This window comes from Streptomyces sp. WG5, assembly GCF_049974565.1.
In the GTDB taxonomy this organism is placed as follows: domain Bacteria; phylum Actinomycetota; class Actinomycetes; order Streptomycetales; family Streptomycetaceae; genus Streptomyces.
The window spans coordinates 34748-49619 of the sequence record NZ_JBNGGC010000022.1 but is presented as its reverse complement, the minus strand read 5'-3'; the positions used below and the strand labels follow the sequence as shown (position 1 = coordinate 49619).

Below are 14872 nucleotides of genomic sequence, written 5' to 3'. Positions count from 1 at the left end.
CTGCGGCGAGGAGGTCACCGTCGCGAAGTGGACGATTCGCACGGACGGTCTCCCGCGTTACAGGGACGGGGCCGACGCCTCTTAGGGTGGAGCCCATGACGGAACTCCCCGCCCGGCGTCTGCTGCTGGTGCACGCGCACCCGGACGACGAGTCGATCAACAACGGCGTCACCATGGCCAGGTACGCCGCCGAAGGCGCCCACGTGACGCTGGTGACCTGCACCCTCGGTGAGCGTGGCGAGGTCATCCCGCCCGAGCTGGCACACCTGTCCGGAGCGGCCCTGGGCGGGCACCGCAGAGGGGAGCTGGCGGCCGCGATGCGCGCGCTCGGCGTCGACGACTTCCGGCTGCTCGGCGGGCCGGGCCGGTTCGCCGACTCCGGGATGCTGGGACTGCCCGACAACGACGACCCCGGCTGCCTGTGGCAGGCCGACGTCGACCGGGCCGCCGAGCTCCTCGTCGAGGTGATCCGCGAGGTGCGTCCGCAGGTCCTCGTCACCTACGACCCCGAGGGCGGATACGGCCACCCCGACCACATCCAGGCCCACCGCATCGCCATGCGCGCCGCCGAGCTGGCCGCCGAGGCGGGCTGCCCGGTCGCCAAGGTCTACTGGAACCGCGTGCCGCGCACCGTCGCCGAGGACGCCTTCGCCCGCCTCCGCGACGAGCTGCCCGGCCTGCCCTTCGAGAAGGCGGCCGGCGTCGAGGACGTACCGGGCGTCGTCGACGACGAACGGATCACCACCGAGATCCGCGGCGAGGGCAGCGCGAACGCCGCCAAGACCGCCGCCATGCGCGCCCACGCCACGCAGATCACCGTGGCCGGACCGTACTTCGTCCTCTCCAACGAACTGGCCCAGCCGGTCTTCACCACCGAGTACTACGAACTGGTCCGCGGCGAGCGGGCCGACGACGGCCACGGGCGCGAGAGCGACCTGTTCGCCGGAATCGAGACCGGGGAGGCGCCGTGAGCGGGCGTACCGAGCCGGCGACCTCCGCCCTGGCCCGGCCGCTGCACGCGCCGTCCCTCGGGCGGATCGCCCTCTACCTGGGGCTCTTCGTGCTCGGCGCCGTCGTCGGAGCGGCGGGGGCGCTGGTGCAGCCGGGATGGTTCCCGGGCGGGCTGCTGCTCGCGCTGGCCGCCGAGGCGGGACTCTGCCTCGGCGCGGGCCGGGCCGTCGGGCGCCGGGGCGGGGCCGTCGCGCCCGCCGTCGGATGGGGCCTCGCCGTGATCCTGCTGACCACCAGCCGTCCCGAGGGCGACTTCCTCTTCGCCGCCGGCGGCGGCACCTATCTTTTCCTGCTCGGCGGGATCGCTCTCGCTGTGATCTGCGCCACCCTCGCGCCGGTGCGGCAACCGGACGGCGACGCCGTCCGACTTCGCAAATGACGTACTACTTCGCCATGACGCGGGCGTGCGAGTCCGGTGTGGGTTTCCCCAACGGTCACGGGATACGCGTCAGAAGTGGCCAGTATGGTGGTGCGCGCCGCCGAGCCGCCCGCTGTGAAGGTGTGACGGGCGGCGGAGCCAACCGGGAGAACCTGCCTTGAGTCGTGAAACTGACAGTTCGTCCTCCGGGCCCCACGGGCGCGGCGGAGCCGCATACCCCTCGGGCACCCCGCCCTACGGGACACCCATGGCTTCCGACGCCGGTGCGGACGCGGGCCGTTCGGCCTCGCGGCCGGAGGACCGCAAGACCGAGACGACGGTGACGACCCGCATCCGGATCAACATCCCCGGATCACGGCCCATTCCGCCGGTCGTCGTGCGCAAGCCCGTCGCGGACGCCGAGGACGCCCCCGGTGACACGGAGACGACGGCCGAGTGGCCCGCGCCGGCGCCGAGCGCCGCCGCGCCGCCCCCGGGCGCCGTCGAGACGTCCGCCGAGCCCGAGCAGCACGCCCGGCCCGGCGAGGACAAGCCGACCAGCGACTGGTTCGCGCCGCGCAAGTCCGGCCCCGGCAAGGGCACTCCGGGTGGCGGCTCCACCAACGGCGCCGGTCTGCGCGCCGGTTCGGGTGTGACGACCGGTACGCCGGGTGCCGCTTCCGCGGGCCCGGGTGCCGGTGCGTCCGGTACCGGTAACGGTGCGCACCCGGGCGGCGGGAGTGCCCGTCCCGGTGGCGTCGTCGGCTCCATGAACGTGCCGGGCGGTTCCCGCCCCGGCTCCGCCAAGGGCGCCGGCCTCTCCGGGGCGACCGGCGGACCCGTGGCGCCCGGCCACGGCGGCGGCACCGGCTCCTTCGACGTCACCGAGGCACTGGCGGCGGGGCCGCTGGGCAACGGCAACGGCAGCCGCCCGGGTGCCGACAGCGGCACCGAACCGCGCCGCGACGACCCGTCGTTCTTCTCCGGGAACGGTCAGGGCGGCCGAGGCTCCGGTTCCGGCAGTGCGCACAGCGGCCCGACCGGGCAGTCCCCGTACGGCGACACCCGGGGCCCCGCGGGCCCGACCAGCGGCCCGGTCACCGGGGACAGCACGCTGGCGCCGCCCCCGGCCGGCGGTCTCGGCGGCCCCGGCGCGTCCGACGGACAGCGCGGGCCCGCATTCCACGGCCTGGGCGGTCCGGGTGGCCCTGGCGGCCCCGGTGGTCCCGGCGGCCCCGGTGGTCCCGGCGGTCCGGGTGGTCCCGGCAGGCCCCAAGGCCCCGGTGCCGGTCCCGATGCCGCCCGGCGCGGCCCCGGCGGCGGCCCGAGCGGCTCACACAGCGGCGGTCTCAGCGGCGGTCTCAGCGATGACACCGCGATCCTCACCCCGCAGAAGCCGGCCCCCGAGCCGGCCACCCCCGGCTACGGCAACCCGGACCACGTCTCCGGCAACACCGTCACCAGCGGCATCCCCGTCGTGCCGACCGACCGGAACGTTCCGTTCCAGGGCGCGTCCGCCGACGGACCGCGGCCGCACACGCCCCCGAAGCTGCCGGAGCCGGTCTCCGCGCCCCCGGCGGGCTCCGCCAAGCCGGCCAAGAAGAAGGGGCGCGGCAAGCTCTCCCTGCTCGTCGGCGGCCTGGTCGTGATCGCCGGCGTCACCTACGGCGCCGGCCTGCTCATGAACCGCTCCGACGTGCCGAAGGGCACCACCGTGCTCGGCGTCGACATCGGCGGCAGTACCCGCGACGACGCCGTCGAGAAGCTGGACGACGTCCTCGCCGCCCGCGCGAGCAAGCCGCTCAAGCTCACGGTGGGCGGCGAGACCGTCTCCCTGAAGCCGGACCAGGCGGGACTCCAGCTCGACACGCAGGCCACGGCCAGCGCCGCGGCGACGAGCGACTACAACCCGGTCTCCGTGATCGGCTCCCTCTTCGGGCAGCAGCGGGTCGTCGACCCGGTCATGCCCGTCGACGAGGAGAAGCTGCACGCCGCCCTGGAGGACGCCGCCGGCGGGGCCGGGTCGGTGACCGAGGGCACCATCGCGTTCGAGGCGGGCAAGGCCGTCCCGGTCTACGGCAAGGCCGGCAAGGGCATAGACGTCGGCAAGTCGACCGAGGCCGTGCAGGCGGCGTACCGCGCCCAGGTGGAGACGGGCACCGCCACCCCCGTGAACGTGCCGACCACCACCCAGCAGCCCACGGTCTCCAAGGCCGAGGTCGACCGGATGATGAAGGAGTTCGCCGAGCCGGCGATGTCGGCCAAGGTGACCGTGCGGACCGACGCCGCGCACTCCGTCCCGATGAGTCCGGAGAAGTCCCTGTGGAAGTTCCTCCGGGTCACCGCCGTCGACGGCAAGCTGGTCGACAAGCCCGACCTGAAGGCCCTCGAGGACCTCTACGGCGGAGCGTTCGACGGTGTGCTCATCACCCGCGCCAACGGTGAGAAGACGCCCGTCACCCCCGAGGACGTCTACGGCGCCCTGCGCCAGGCCCTGAAGAGCAAGACCGACCGCGTCGCGGTCATCGAGACCGACCCCAGCTGACGTCACTCACGAGGGGGCGCCCGGCGAGTGCCGGGCGCCCCCTCGGCGCAGGCAGGCGTTCGGTCCGTCGGTGGTCAGTTCAGCATCGCCCGGGCCGCCCGCGCCTCCCCCCGCACCTGCTCCGCGACCGCCTCGTCCACCGCCCCCACGACGTCCGCGTACGCCTCCAGCTCCCCGGCCCCCGCCGAGAACTCCCCCCGCTGCACCAGCAACCGGGCCCGCTCGTACCGCAATCGCGCCGCGTGCGCCGGCAGCAGCAACGCCAGCTCGATCGCCCACAGGGCGACGTCCGACCGCTCCGGCCGGGCCGCCGCCCACGCCCGGACGTTGTTCAGGATGCGCGACACCACCTCCAGCGGCGCCGCGGGCTCCAGCATCGACGGTTGCAGGGCGGCCCCCGTCGCCCCCGCTACCAGCACCTCCGCGTCGTTCCCGCTGAGCACCCGGCCCCCGTCGAACGGATCGGCGAGCACCCGCTCCTCCTCCGGCCTGAACTCCGGCCCGAACCCGACCACGAAGTGCCCCGGCAGCGCGACCCCGTACACCGGCGCCCCCGCCCGCCGGGCGACCTCCAGCCACACCACCGACAGCAGGATCGGCAGCCCGCGCCGGCGCCGCAGCACCTCGTGCAGCAACGACGACTCCAGCCGCCGGTAGTCCGCGGCGGCCCCGTGGAACCCATACCGCCCGCCGAGCAGGTCCCGCAGCGCCGCCGCCCAGGCCCGCGGCGTGCCCGGCCGGAACGGCAGCTGTCCGGCGAGCCGGTCGAGCTCCATCTGCGCCGCGTCCAGCCCCGCCTCGTCCAGCGCCCCGTCCGCCTCCGCGCCCACCAGCAGGCACAGCGTGGCCAGGTCGGGCCGCTCGGACCGCGCCTCTTCGGCGAACCGCCGCCGCAGCTCGGCGGAGCGTTCCGGGGACGGGGGACGGGGATGACGCATGGCTGGCTCGTGCCCTTTCACGGCGATCGGTTACCGGTCCGCCCCGGAATCCGTGGGCTCCCGGTAGTGGTGGTAGGCGTGGTGCGCGGCGAAGCCCATCCCGGCGTACAGCGCCCGCGCCCCCGCGTTGTCCGTCTCCACCTGGAGGCAGGCCGCCGACGCCCCCTCGTCGAGCGCCCGCCGGGCCAGGGCGGCCATGACGGTGGTCGCGAGTCCCCGGCGCCGCTGCGCGGGGTCGACCTCGACGGCCGCGAAGGAGGCCCACCGCCCGTCCACGGCACACCGCCCGATCGCCGCCGGGACGTCCGCCCCGGGCACCGTCGCGAACCACACCGATTCCCCACCGCCCAGTACCCTCAGGGCCACGTCACTCACGCCCTTGCGCCGGTACCGCGCCAGCCACGCCTCGTCCGCCTCCCGGGACAGGACCGCGCCGGTCCCCTCCGCCAGGTCGGCGACCGGAGCCAGAGCACCGGTCCACACCTCGGCCGTCACCTCCCGCACCCAGCCGCGCCGCTCCAGCTCCGCGCACAGCAGCTCCTGCGTGCCCGCGGCCCCGGTGGCGGTCTGGACGTACGCCGGCAGGCCGCGTGCGCCGTACCAGCGGCGTACGGCGGTCAGTGCCTCGTCGAGCGGCAGCCCCGGATCGCCGAGCGGCAGGACGGAGTTGGCCCGCCGGGTGAAGCCGGCGGCGGCCCGCAGCTCCCACTCGCCGAGCCGCTCGCTCTCCACCGGCCGCCAGGCCCGCGCGGCGACCCGCGCCAGCTCCTCGTAGGAGGCGGCGGGCCCGCGCCGGCGCGCGGGCGCGGGCGGCACGACCTTCCCGGCGACCAGCGCCGCCTCCGCGACACGCACGGACTCCCCGCTCTTCTTTGTGATCAGCAGCACACCGTCGTCCCATGATGTGAGAACGCCCACGGTGTCGGTGAACTTCTCACCCGGGGCACCAGCATCGCTCAAGCGCCGGACGGAGACTCGTTTGCCCACGTCAGAAGCGGTGATGCGGACCTCGAGGCGTCCTGCGGCAGAGATTTCCACGGGTCGGTTCACCCCTCCTGTTCGGATCATGCCCAAGAACGGAGATACTAGAGGCGGGCATCGACGACGCCGCGCTCCCGCGCGCCAGGCGGCGGAGCCTGAGGAGGCCCGCCAGCGCCCAATCGAGGAGGAACGACAGCGTGACCTACGTCATCGCGCAGCCTTGTGTCGACGTGAAGGACAAGGCGTGCATCGAGGAGTGCCCGGTCGACTGCATCTACGAGGGCCAGCGGTCCTTGTACATCCACCCGGACGAATGCGTCGACTGTGGTGCCTGTGAGCCGGTCTGCCCGGTCGAGGCGATTTTCTACGAGGACGACACTCCGGAGGAGTGGAAGGACTACTACAAGGCGAACGTCGAGTTCTTCGACGAGCTCGGCTCGCCCGGTGGTGCCAGCAAGCTGGGGCTGATCGAGCGCGACCACCCCTTCGTCGCCGCACTGCCGCCGCAGAACCAGTAGGAGCGGCCCGCGCCGCACCACCTCGGTCCCGTACGGCTGATCGCTCCCGATCGGTGCCGTGCGGGACCGAGGCGTTTCCCCGTGCCGACCGCGCAGGCCGCATCGAGAAAGTGAGCCAGTAACCGTGTCCGCAGTCTCCGACCCCCCGCCCGTCGCCCGCCGCCACCCTTCCACGGAGTCGCTGCGCGACCGCCTTCCGGCCTTCCCCTGGGACAGGCTGGAGCCGTACAAGAAGACGGCCGCCGCGCATCCGGACGGCATCGTCGACCTCTCCGTCGGCACCCCGGTCGACCCGGTCCCCGAGCTGATCCAGAAGGCCCTGATCGACGCGGCGGACTCCCCCGGCTACCCGACCGTCTGGGGCACCCCGGCACTGCGCGACGCGATCACCGGCTGGGTCGGGCGCCGCCTCGGCGCCCGCGACGTCACCCACCGCCACGTCCTGCCCGTCGTCGGCTCCAAGGAACTCGTCGCCTGGCTCCCGACCCAGCTGGGCCTCGGCCCCGGTGACAGGGTCGCGTTCCCCCGCCTGGCCTACCCGACGTACGAGGTCGGCGCGCGCCTGGCCCGCGCGGAGTACGAGGCGTACGACGACCCCACCGAGCTGGACCCGGCGGGCCTGAGGCTGCTGTGGCTCAACTCCCCGTCGAACCCGACCGGCAAGGTGCTGTCCCAGGCCGAACTGACCCGGATCGTGGCCTGGGCCCGCGAGCACGGCGTCCTCGTGGTCTCCGACGAGTGCTACCTCGAGCTGGGCTGGGAGGCCGACCCCGTCTCCGTCCTGCACCCGGACGTCAACGGCGGCTCGTACGACGGCCTGGTCGCCGTCCACTCGCTCTCCAAGCGCTCCAACCTCGCCGGCTACCGGGCGGCCTTCCTGGCGGGCGACCCGGACGTCCTGGGCCCCCTGCTGGAGATCCGCAAGCACGGCGGCATGATGACCTCGGCACCGACCCAGGCGGCCGTGGTGGCGGCCCTCGGCGACGACGAGCACGTCCGCGTCCAGCGCGAGCGCTACGCGGCCCGCCGCACGGCCCTGCGCGAGGCGCTCCTCGGCCACGGTTTCCGCGTCGAGCACAGCGAGGCCAGCCTCTACCTCTGGGCGACCCGCGACGAGTCCTGCTGGGACACGGTGGCCCACCTGGCGGAACGCGGCATCCTGGTGGCTCCCGGGGACTTCTACGGCCCGGCGGGCGGGAACTTCGTCCGCGTGGCCTTCACGGCGACGGACGACCGCGTCCGCGCCGCAGTCCGACGCCTGGGGGCCTGACGGCTGACGCCCGGCTGCCCGGCCAGGGCGCCGGGCAGCCCCGCCCACCGCACCGGCGCAGGCACGCGAAACGCCGGGGCCCAGGAAACGAACCCTGGGCCCCGGCGCCGTACGGACAGGCGATCAGCCGAGCGGCAGTCCCTGCACGGGCAGCCCGCCGTTGCCCAGCGCGCCCTTGCCCAGCGCGTCCGTCGGCAGTCCGCCCTTCGTGGCCGTCTGCGCCGTGTCGCCGATGATGTCCCCGGTGGAGCCCGCCGCGTCCCCGGCGGCCTTCTGCGCCACCGGCGTGGCCTTCTTGACGACCGAGCCACCGGCCTTGCCCGCGGCCGGCACGCCCTTCTGGACGGCCTTGCCGCCGGTCTCGCCCGCGGTCTCGGTGACGTTCTGGGCCGCGGAGTCGACGGTGTTGCCGACGTTCGCCCCGTCCAGGGCGGTCAGTCCCCCGAGGTTCGGGGTGGCCGGCAGTTCGGCAGCCGCGCTGGCGGAGCCGGCCGCACCGACCCCGGCAGCCGCTCCCGCTGCGACGAGCAGCGCGGCACGGGCGATCCGGCGGGTCAGGGGGAGGGACATGATGCTCCTTCGACGGAAGTCAGTGGTGAGGAAATCGACCGTGTCCGGTTGGTGATCGACCGGCTCGGACGCAGTGACTACCGCTCGAAGGCCCCGAAGGTTGCGGCGACCCGACGTAAAGAATTGGTAACGCGTCGCATTATCAGGTGCCCCGAAAAACGGGCAAAAAGGCTGCTGCCGGAAAGTCTGACGAATCCTTACAGCCCTTGATCCTCCTGGGCTCCGGCGGATTCCGGAGTGAGGGGGCGAAGGTGGCGCACCGCGTCGACGTGACGCCCCTGCGGGTAATTCCCCGGAGTGAAGGCTCGTACGGGTGAGCACTACCGTGCGGACGTGATCCTGACCGATCCCGCGGCCCGTTCCGCGCCCCGCGCACCGTCGGCGTCCGTCGGGTACCACTTGCTGTCGGTGTTCCCCGCGGTCCACTCCCGGCCCGCGTACGAGACCCGCTCGATGCGCAGTTGCGAGGCGTTGGCCACCGCCCAGTGCGCCAACTGCCAGCCGCGCCGCTCGGGATGCTCCTCCGCACCCGGGCCGGCGGTCACGGGCAGCGTCACGGTCCGCCCGCCGGAGCCGCCCGCGTCACCGGCGGGTCCCGAGGCGCCCGCGGACCGCGACGGCGAGGCCGGGGACGCCGCCGAGGCGCCGTCCACCGCCGCGCCGGCCGGCCGGAGCACGTCCTGCCCGAAGTCCCGCACGAGCGCCGCCCGGACCGCGCCCGGTCCCTGCGCCCGGGCCGCGGCCGGACGTCCCTCGCAGGTCAGCGTCGCCGCGGACCGCCCGGTCAGCGCGGCGGCGAGCAGCGTGGCGTCCGGTTCGTGCTTGGCGTACGCCTGGGGGAACCCGCTGCGCTGCACACGCTGGGCGGCGACGGTCAGCGGGAGGCGCGTGTAGCCGGGCACCTCGACCAGATGCTCGTAGAACAGGCCCGCCGAGTACGCCGGGTCCATGATCTCCTCCGGTGTGCCCCAGCCCTGCGAGGGGCGCTGCTGGAACAGGCCGAGCGAGTCGCGGTCGCCGTGGTCGATGTTGCGCAGCGACGACTCCTGCAGCGCGGTCGCCAGCGCGATCGTCACCGCCCGCTCCGGCAGGTTGCGCGCGGTGCCCACGGCGGTGATCGTCGCCGCGTTCGCCGCCTGCTCCGGCGTGAACTCGTAGGCGGCGCCGCCGTCCTCGCTCGAGACGACCTTGCAGCCCGGAGCGCCCGCGCCTCCGGTGACGTACTGCACCGCGAGGTAACCGGCGACCGCGAGCAGGGCCACCAAGGACGCCCCGGAACGGAGCAGGCGGCCACGGCGTTTACGGGTGGGTGACGGCTGAAGCACGCGTACAAGGTACTGGAGGGCAGGGTGTGGTGGACGCCGGGCACGAACCCTGCCCGAAAGGGCGATGGCGTTAGGGTCGGGGCCATGGCCGATACCCCGCTTGACCTCACGCTGGACGCCGCGGAGCTGACCGCGCGACTCGTCGACTTCCCCTCCGAGAGCGGCACCGAGGAGCCGCTCGCGGACGCCATCGAGAGCGCCCTGCGCGCCCTGCCGCACCTGACGGTCCGGCGGTACGGCAACAACGTGCTGGCCCGCACGGAACTGGGCCGGGCGGAACGCGTGATCCTGGCCGGTCACATCGACACCGTCCCGATCGCCGGCAACGTACCGTCCCGGCTGGACGAGGACGGGGTCCTGTGGGGCTGCGGCACCTGCGACATGAAGGCGGGCGTCGCGGTGCAGCTGCGCATCGCGGCGACCGTCCCGGCCCCCAACCGCGACCTCACCTTCGTCTTCTACGACAACGAGGAGGTCGCCGCCGAGCTGAACGGGCTGAAGCACGTCGCGGAGGCGCACCCCGAGTGGCTGGAGGGCGACTTCGCGGTGCTCCTCGAACCGTCGGACGGCCAGGTGGAGGGCGGCTGCCAGGGCACGCTGCGGGTGCTGCTGAAGACGACGGGGGAGCGGGCGCACTCCGCGCGTTCCTGGATGGGCTCCAACGCGATCCACGCCGCCGCCCCGATCCTCGCGCGCCTGGCCGCGTACGAGCCGCGCTACCCGGTGATCGACGGCCTGGAGTACCGCGAGGGCCTGAACGCGGTCGGCATCACGGGCGGGGTGGCGGGCAACGTCATCCCCGACGCGTGCGTCGTCACGGTCAACTTCCGCTACGCCCCGGACCGCAGCCCCGAGGACGCCCTCGCCCACGTGCGGGAGGTCTTCGCGGACTGCGGGGTGGCGGAGTTCGTGGTCGACGACCACAGCGGCGCGGCCCTGCCGGGGCTCTCCCACCCGGCCGCCGCCGCCTTCATCGAGGCGGTGGGCGGCACCCCGCAGCCCAAGTACGGCTGGACGGACGTGTCCCGTTTCTCGGCACTCGGCGTCCCGGCGGTCAACTACGGGCCGGGCAACCCGCACTTGGCGCACAAGCGCGACGAGCGGGTGGAGGTGGCGAAGGTCCTCGCGGGGGAGGAGCGCCTGCGGTCCTGGCTGACGGCGTGATCCGAACCGGGTTTGCGCCGCTGCGTGGCGGACATGCTGAGGTCCCTCGCACGTAACCCGCGTGGATCTACGCTGAGGTGGAAGAACCTGCAACTGGAGGGAGCGCGCATGGCTACTGGCAACCCCGAGGGCAAGAAGCGGCCACCGGAGGAGCAGCGCCTGGGCCCTGTCCTCCGGCGGCGGGGCCAGGTCCAGAAGAGCACCACGGACCAGCGCCTGCTGGACGAGCGTGCCCCGACCGACTGGGTCCACACCGACCCGTGGCGCGTCCTGCGCATCCAGTCGGAGTTCATCGAGGGCTTCGGCACGCTCGCCGAACTCCCGCCCGCGATCAGTGTGTTCGGCTCCGCCCGTACGGCGGTGGACTCACCGGAGTACGAGGCGGGCGTGCGGCTCGGGCGCGGCCTGGTGGAGGCCGGCTTCGCGGTCATCACCGGCGGTGGCCCCGGCGCCATGGAGGCGGCCAACAAGGGCGCCCTGGAGGCGAAGGGCACCTCGGTCGGTCTCGGTATCGAGCTGCCCTTCGAGCAGGGGCTCAACCCGTACGTCGACATCGGCCTGAACTTCCGCTACTTCTTCGTCCGCAAGATGATGTTCGTGAAGTACGCGCAGGGCTTCGTGGTCCTGCCCGGCGGACTCGGCACCCTCGACGAACTCTTCGAGGCGCTCACCCTGGTGCAGACCCAGAAGGTGACCCGCTTCCCCATCGTCCTGTTCGGCTCCGAGTACTGGGGCGGGCTGGTCGACTGGCTGCGCAACACCCTGGTCGCCCAGGGCAAGGCCGCGGAGAAGGACCTCCTGCTCTTCCACGTCACGGACGACGTGGACGAGGCGGTGGCCCTGGTCTCCAAGGAGGCGGGCCGCTAGCGCCGCTCGCACCGGGGCGCTGCCGACGCCGCCCGCCCGACGCCGCTCGCCCGGCGTCGGCCAGGGCGGCGCGGCGGGGCGTGGCGGGGCGACGGGGCGGGGTCCACCGGGCTCCGGCCCGCCCTGTCCCCGCCGGCCCCGCGTCCTGTCCGCGCCGCCCTCGCCCCGCCTACGCCAGCCCCCGCCGAGCCACCGCCGGCTCCCGGTGCCCGGCGATCGTCGCCACCATGTCCAGCACCTGCCGCGTCTCCGCGACCTCGTGCACCCGGTACACCCGCGCCCCCAGCCACGCCGACACCGCCGTCGTCGCCAGCGTCCCGAGCAGCCGCTCCTTCACCGGCCGGTCCAGCGTCTCCCCGACGAAGTCCTTGTTGGACAGGGACACCAGCACCGGCCACCCCGTCTCCACCATCTCCCCGAGCCGGCGCGTCGCCTCCAGGCTGTGCCGCGTGTTCTTCCCGAAGTCGTGGCCGGGATCGATCAGCACCGACTCCCGCGGCACACCCAGCGCCACCGCCCGCTCGGCCAGCCCCAGAGTCACCTTCAGGATGTCGGCCACGACGTCGTCGTACGTCACCCGGTGCGGCCGGGTCCGCGGTTCCGCGCCGCCGGCGTGCGTGCAGACCAGTCCGGCCCCGTACCGCGCGGCGACCTCCGCGAGCTTGGGGTCGACGCCGCCCCACGCGTCGTTCAGCACGTCCGCCCCCGCCTCGCACACGGCCTCGCCGACCTCGTGCCGCCAGGTGTCCACGCTGATCACGACGTCCGGGAAGCGCCGCCGGACCTCCGCGACGAACCCCACGGTCCGCCGCGCCTCCTCCTCGGCCGACACCTCGTCACCCGGCCCGGCCTTCACCCCGCCGATGTCGATGATCGCGGCGCCCTCGGCCACCGCCTGCTCCACGCGCGCGAGGGCGGGCTCGTCGTGGAAGGTCGCCCCCCGGTCGTAGAAGGAGTCCGGGGTCCGGTTCACGATCGCCATGACGACCGGCTCGTGCGCCGCGAATTCACGCCTGCCCAGCCTGAGCATCCCCTGTGACATCTCCTCGTCCATACCGTTCTCACGTCCCGCTCTCGGCCTGGGGGCCGGCCCCCGGACTCGGCCTCCGAATCCGGTCCTCGTGTGCGGCTTCGACCGCCTGCGGCCCCGACTGCCAGACTCGCATGGCACGATCGGACCCGACACAACCGACTCCGACTCCGATCCAACCAGCCACGCGATCCGCCGAAGCCTCGAGTCCTCGAAGCCTCGAAGCCGCGCGATCGCCACGCCCGACCCGACCATGGGGGCCCCAGCGATGGTCATGTTCCTGTTCCTCGTCATCGCGCTGGCCGTCGTGGTCGCCGCGGTGACGCTCGCCGTGGTGAGCGGCGGCGACAGCGGGCCGTTGCCCGACGCCGCCCCCGAGCGGCTGCCGGACTCCCTGCCCCCGGACCGCCCACTGGGCCGCGCGGACGTGGAACGCCTCCGCTTCCCGCTCGCCGCCCGCGGCTACCGCATGGCGGACGTCGACGACGCCCTCGGCCGCCTCGGCGCCGAGCTGGCCGAGCGCGACGCCCGCATCGCCGACCTGGAGTCCGCGCTGGCCGGCGCCCGGGCCGCCGCCCCTCAGCACGTCTCCCTGGAGAAGCCGGCCCAGGAGGAGGAGCAGTGAGCGCCGGGGAGGCCGTCGCGGGACCGGACGGCGCGCCGCGCTGCCCCTGGGCCCTGTCCACCGCGGACTACGTGACCTACCACGACCAGGAGTGGGGGCGCCCGGTCCACGGCGACGACGCCCTGTTCGAACGCCTCAGCCTGGAGGCCTTCCAGTCCGGCCTGTCCTGGATCACCATCCTGCGCCGCCGCCCGGGCTTCCGGACCGCCTTCGCCGCATTCGAGATCACCAAGGTGGCGGCCTTCACCGACGAGGACCGCGAGCGCCTGCTCGCCGACGCGGGCATCATCCGCAACCGCGCCAAGATCGACGCGACCCTCGCCAACGCGCGCGTGCTGACCGAGTGGGCCCCCGGCGAGCTGGACGAGCTGATCTGGTCCCACGCCCCGGACCCCGCCGGCCGCCCGGTCCCGAGGACCCTCGCCGACGTACCGGCCGTCACACCGGAGTCCACGGCGCTGTCCAAGGCGCTGAAGAAGCGGGGCCTGCGTTTCGTCGGCCCGACGACGGCGTACGCGCTGATGCAGGCCTGCGGACTGGTCGACGACCACCTGGAGACATGCGTGGCGCGCAGAAGCCCGTCCGGGGTCACCCTCTCCGGGCGGGCCTGAGGACGAGGCCGTTCAGGCGGGAGCGGGGCCCGGGCCGGCCGGCCCGGCGGTCCCGGGCCGGCCGCCGCAGCCGGCGGTCACCGGCTCACTTGCCGAGGTAGCGCGGCTTCTCCTTCTCGACGAACGCCCGCACCGCGATCGCGTGGTCCTCCGAGGAGCCGGCCCGGGACTGCAGCTCGTCCTCCTTCTCCAGCGTCTCGGAGAGCGAGTGCGTCAGCCCGTACGCCATCGCCTCCTTGAGCGCCGCGTACGCCACCGTCGGTCCCGCGGCCAGCGCCCGCGCCGTCTGCTCGGCCTCGGCGCGCAGGTCGGCGGCGGGTACCACCCGGTTGGCGATGCCCAGCTCGTACGCCTCCCGGGCGCCGATGCTGCGCGGGAAGAGCAGCAGGTCGGCGGCGCGTCCGGGGCCGACGACGCGCGGCAGCGTCCAGGAGACGCCCGAGTCGGCGGTGAGCGCGACCCCCGCGAAGGACGTGTTGAAGGCGGCGGTGTCCGCGACGATCCGGTAGTCCGCCGCGAGCGCGAAACCGAGGCCCGCCCCGGCCGCCACGCCGTTCACGGCGGCCACCACCGGCTTCCGGGCCCCGGCGAGCGCCCGCACGATCGGGTTGTAGTGCTCGCGCACCGTGCTCATGGTCCGGCCCGAGCCCGTCTCCCGGTCGGCGGCCAGCAGCCCGATGTGCTCCTTGAGGTCCTGGCCGACGCAGAACGCCCGCTCGCCCGCCGCGGTCAGCAGCACCGCCCGCACGGCGTCGTCCGCGGCCGCGGAGCGTGCGGCCTCCCGGAAGGCGACCTTGGTCTCGGTGTTCAGCGCGTTCATCGCCTCGGGGCGGTTCAGCGTGATCGTCGCGAGCCCGTCGCTCACCTCGTAGAGCACGGTGTCGGCCATGGAGATCCCCTCCGCGTCGTGGTGTGGGTCCTGGAGCGCGTCAGCCGGTCACCGCGGCGGTGCGTCCGGGCAGTGCGTCCTGGCGCGTCCGGAAGACAGCATGACGGAGATCACCGGCATCGGATCACTTCCGAGATGTGACCTGCGTCAAAGGATTACGGTCCCTCTTC

The 14872-nt window shown here is 74.0% G+C and carries 15 protein-coding genes; 9 read left to right on the top strand and 6 right to left on the bottom strand.

All coding sequences use genetic code 11. The features are described 5' to 3' along the window. The first annotated feature begins 95 nt into the window (after nucleotides 1-95). The 3 genes from mshB (at nucleotide 96) to ACP4IX_RS23145 (ending at nucleotide 3914) form a co-directional block, all read left to right on the top strand. Nucleotides 96-971, top strand: coding sequence for an N-acetyl-1-D-myo-inositol-2-amino-2-deoxy-alpha-D-glucopyranoside deacetylase (gene mshB, locus ACP4IX_RS23155; protein ID WP_426523764.1), 876 nt, complete (start codon nucleotides 96-98; stop codon nucleotides 969-971). Further along, nucleotides 968-1390, top strand: a complete 423-nt coding sequence (locus ACP4IX_RS23150) for a DUF6113 family protein (RefSeq protein ID WP_426523765.1) — start codon at nucleotides 968-970, stop codon at nucleotides 1388-1390. The genes mshB and ACP4IX_RS23150 overlap by 4 nt, the downstream gene beginning before the upstream one ends. Before the next feature lie 157 nt (nucleotides 1391-1547). Next, nucleotides 1548-3914 carry a hypothetical protein gene (locus ACP4IX_RS23145; protein ID WP_426556510.1) on the top strand — a complete coding sequence of 789 codons (2367 nt, stop codon included), beginning with the start codon at nucleotides 1548-1550 and terminating at the stop codon, nucleotides 3912-3914. Nucleotides 3915-3988: 74 nt separating this feature from the next. On the opposite strand, the gene ACP4IX_RS23140 is transcribed toward ACP4IX_RS23145, so the two are convergent. Then, complete coding sequence (locus ACP4IX_RS23140) at nucleotides 3989-4852, bottom strand: transglutaminase-like domain-containing protein (RefSeq protein WP_426556509.1); 864 nt, start codon at nucleotides 4850-4852, stop codon at nucleotides 3989-3991. A gap of 30 nt (nucleotides 4853-4882) precedes the next feature. Further along, entirely contained in the window at nucleotides 4883-5890 is a 1008-nt protein-coding gene (locus tag ACP4IX_RS23135) for a GNAT family N-acetyltransferase (RefSeq protein ID WP_426556508.1), read from the bottom strand. A 140-nt stretch (nucleotides 5891-6030) separates the two neighbouring features. Between ACP4IX_RS23135 and fdxA the strand changes: the two genes are divergently transcribed. Together fdxA and ACP4IX_RS23125 are read left to right on the top strand one after the other, a co-directional pair. Further along, nucleotides 6031-6351 carry a ferredoxin gene (gene fdxA / locus ACP4IX_RS23130; RefSeq protein WP_003973842.1) on the top strand — a complete coding sequence of 107 codons (321 nt, stop codon included), beginning with the start codon at nucleotides 6031-6033 and terminating at the stop codon, nucleotides 6349-6351. A 124-nt stretch (nucleotides 6352-6475) separates the two neighbouring features. Then, nucleotides 6476-7621: a bifunctional succinyldiaminopimelate transaminase/glutamate-prephenate aminotransferase gene (locus tag ACP4IX_RS23125; protein WP_426523769.1), complete on the top strand. Its 1146-nt coding sequence runs from the start codon at nucleotides 6476-6478 to the stop codon at nucleotides 7619-7621. 123 nt (nucleotides 7622-7744) lie between these two features. On the opposite strand, the gene ACP4IX_RS23120 is transcribed toward ACP4IX_RS23125, so the two are convergent. Together ACP4IX_RS23120 and ACP4IX_RS23115 are read right to left on the bottom strand one after the other, a co-directional pair. Beyond that, complete coding sequence (locus ACP4IX_RS23120) at nucleotides 7745-8191, bottom strand: ATP-binding protein (RefSeq protein ID WP_426523770.1); 447 nt, start codon at nucleotides 8189-8191, stop codon at nucleotides 7745-7747. A 320-nt stretch (nucleotides 8192-8511) separates the two neighbouring features. Then, nucleotides 8512-9516: a heavy metal transporter gene (locus ACP4IX_RS23115; RefSeq protein WP_426523771.1), complete on the bottom strand. Its 1005-nt coding sequence runs from the start codon at nucleotides 9514-9516 to the stop codon at nucleotides 8512-8514. An 84-nt stretch (nucleotides 9517-9600) separates the two neighbouring features. Between ACP4IX_RS23115 and dapE the strand changes: the two genes are divergently transcribed. After that, on the top strand, nucleotides 9601-10680 hold the full coding sequence (dapE, locus tag ACP4IX_RS23110; RefSeq protein WP_426523772.1) for a succinyl-diaminopimelate desuccinylase: 1080 nt from the start codon (nucleotides 9601-9603) through the stop codon (nucleotides 10678-10680). A gap of 108 nt (nucleotides 10681-10788) precedes the next feature. Continuing rightward, complete coding sequence (locus ACP4IX_RS23105; protein ID WP_191884459.1) at nucleotides 10789-11547, top strand: TIGR00730 family Rossman fold protein; 759 nt, start codon at nucleotides 10789-10791, stop codon at nucleotides 11545-11547. A gap of 169 nt (nucleotides 11548-11716) precedes the next feature. On the opposite strand, the gene folP is transcribed toward ACP4IX_RS23105, so the two are convergent. After that, nucleotides 11717-12577, bottom strand: a complete 861-nt coding sequence (gene folP / locus ACP4IX_RS23100) for a dihydropteroate synthase (protein ID WP_426523792.1) — start codon at nucleotides 12575-12577, stop codon at nucleotides 11717-11719. 268 nt (nucleotides 12578-12845) lie between these two features. Between folP and ACP4IX_RS23095 the strand changes: the two genes are divergently transcribed. Continuing rightward, nucleotides 12846-13202, top strand: a complete 357-nt coding sequence (locus tag ACP4IX_RS23095) for a DivIVA domain-containing protein (protein ID WP_426523773.1) — start codon at nucleotides 12846-12848, stop codon at nucleotides 13200-13202. Next, nucleotides 13199-13813 carry a DNA-3-methyladenine glycosylase I gene (locus tag ACP4IX_RS23090; RefSeq protein WP_426556507.1) on the top strand — a complete coding sequence of 205 codons (615 nt, stop codon included), beginning with the start codon at nucleotides 13199-13201 and terminating at the stop codon, nucleotides 13811-13813. Before ACP4IX_RS23095 ends, ACP4IX_RS23090 begins: the two co-directional genes overlap by 4 nt. 85 nt (nucleotides 13814-13898) lie before the next feature. Here ACP4IX_RS23090 and ACP4IX_RS23085 read toward each other — a convergent pair whose 3' ends face one another. Beyond that, nucleotides 13899-14702 (bottom strand): enoyl-CoA hydratase/isomerase family protein, encoded by an 804-nt coding sequence (locus tag ACP4IX_RS23085; protein ID WP_426523775.1) that lies wholly within the window; start codon nucleotides 14700-14702, stop codon nucleotides 13899-13901. Nucleotides 14703-14872: the final 170 nt, after the last annotated feature.

Coding starts and splice junctions, on each gene's coding strand:
- mshB (WP_426523764.1), top strand. CDS start 96: ATGACGGAACTCCCCGCCCGGCGTCTGCTGCTGGTGCACGCGCACCCG.
- ACP4IX_RS23140 (WP_426556509.1), bottom strand. CDS start 4,852: ATGCGTCATCCCCGTCCCCCGTCCCCGGAACGCTCCGCCGAGCTGCGG.
- ACP4IX_RS23120 (WP_426523770.1), bottom strand. CDS start 8,191: ATGTCCCTCCCCCTGACCCGCCGGATCGCCCGTGCCGCGCTGCTCGTC.
- dapE (WP_426523772.1), top strand. CDS start 9,601: ATGGCCGATACCCCGCTTGACCTCACGCTGGACGCCGCGGAGCTGACC.
- ACP4IX_RS23105 (WP_191884459.1), top strand. CDS start 10,789: ATGGCTACTGGCAACCCCGAGGGCAAGAAGCGGCCACCGGAGGAGCAG.
- folP (WP_426523792.1), bottom strand. CDS start 12,577: ATGCTCAGGCTGGGCAGGCGTGAATTCGCGGCGCACGAGCCGGTCGTC.
- ACP4IX_RS23095 (WP_426523773.1), top strand. CDS start 12,846: ATGGTCATGTTCCTGTTCCTCGTCATCGCGCTGGCCGTCGTGGTCGCC.
- ACP4IX_RS23085 (WP_426523775.1), bottom strand. CDS start 14,702: ATGGCCGACACCGTGCTCTACGAGGTGAGCGACGGGCTCGCGACGATC.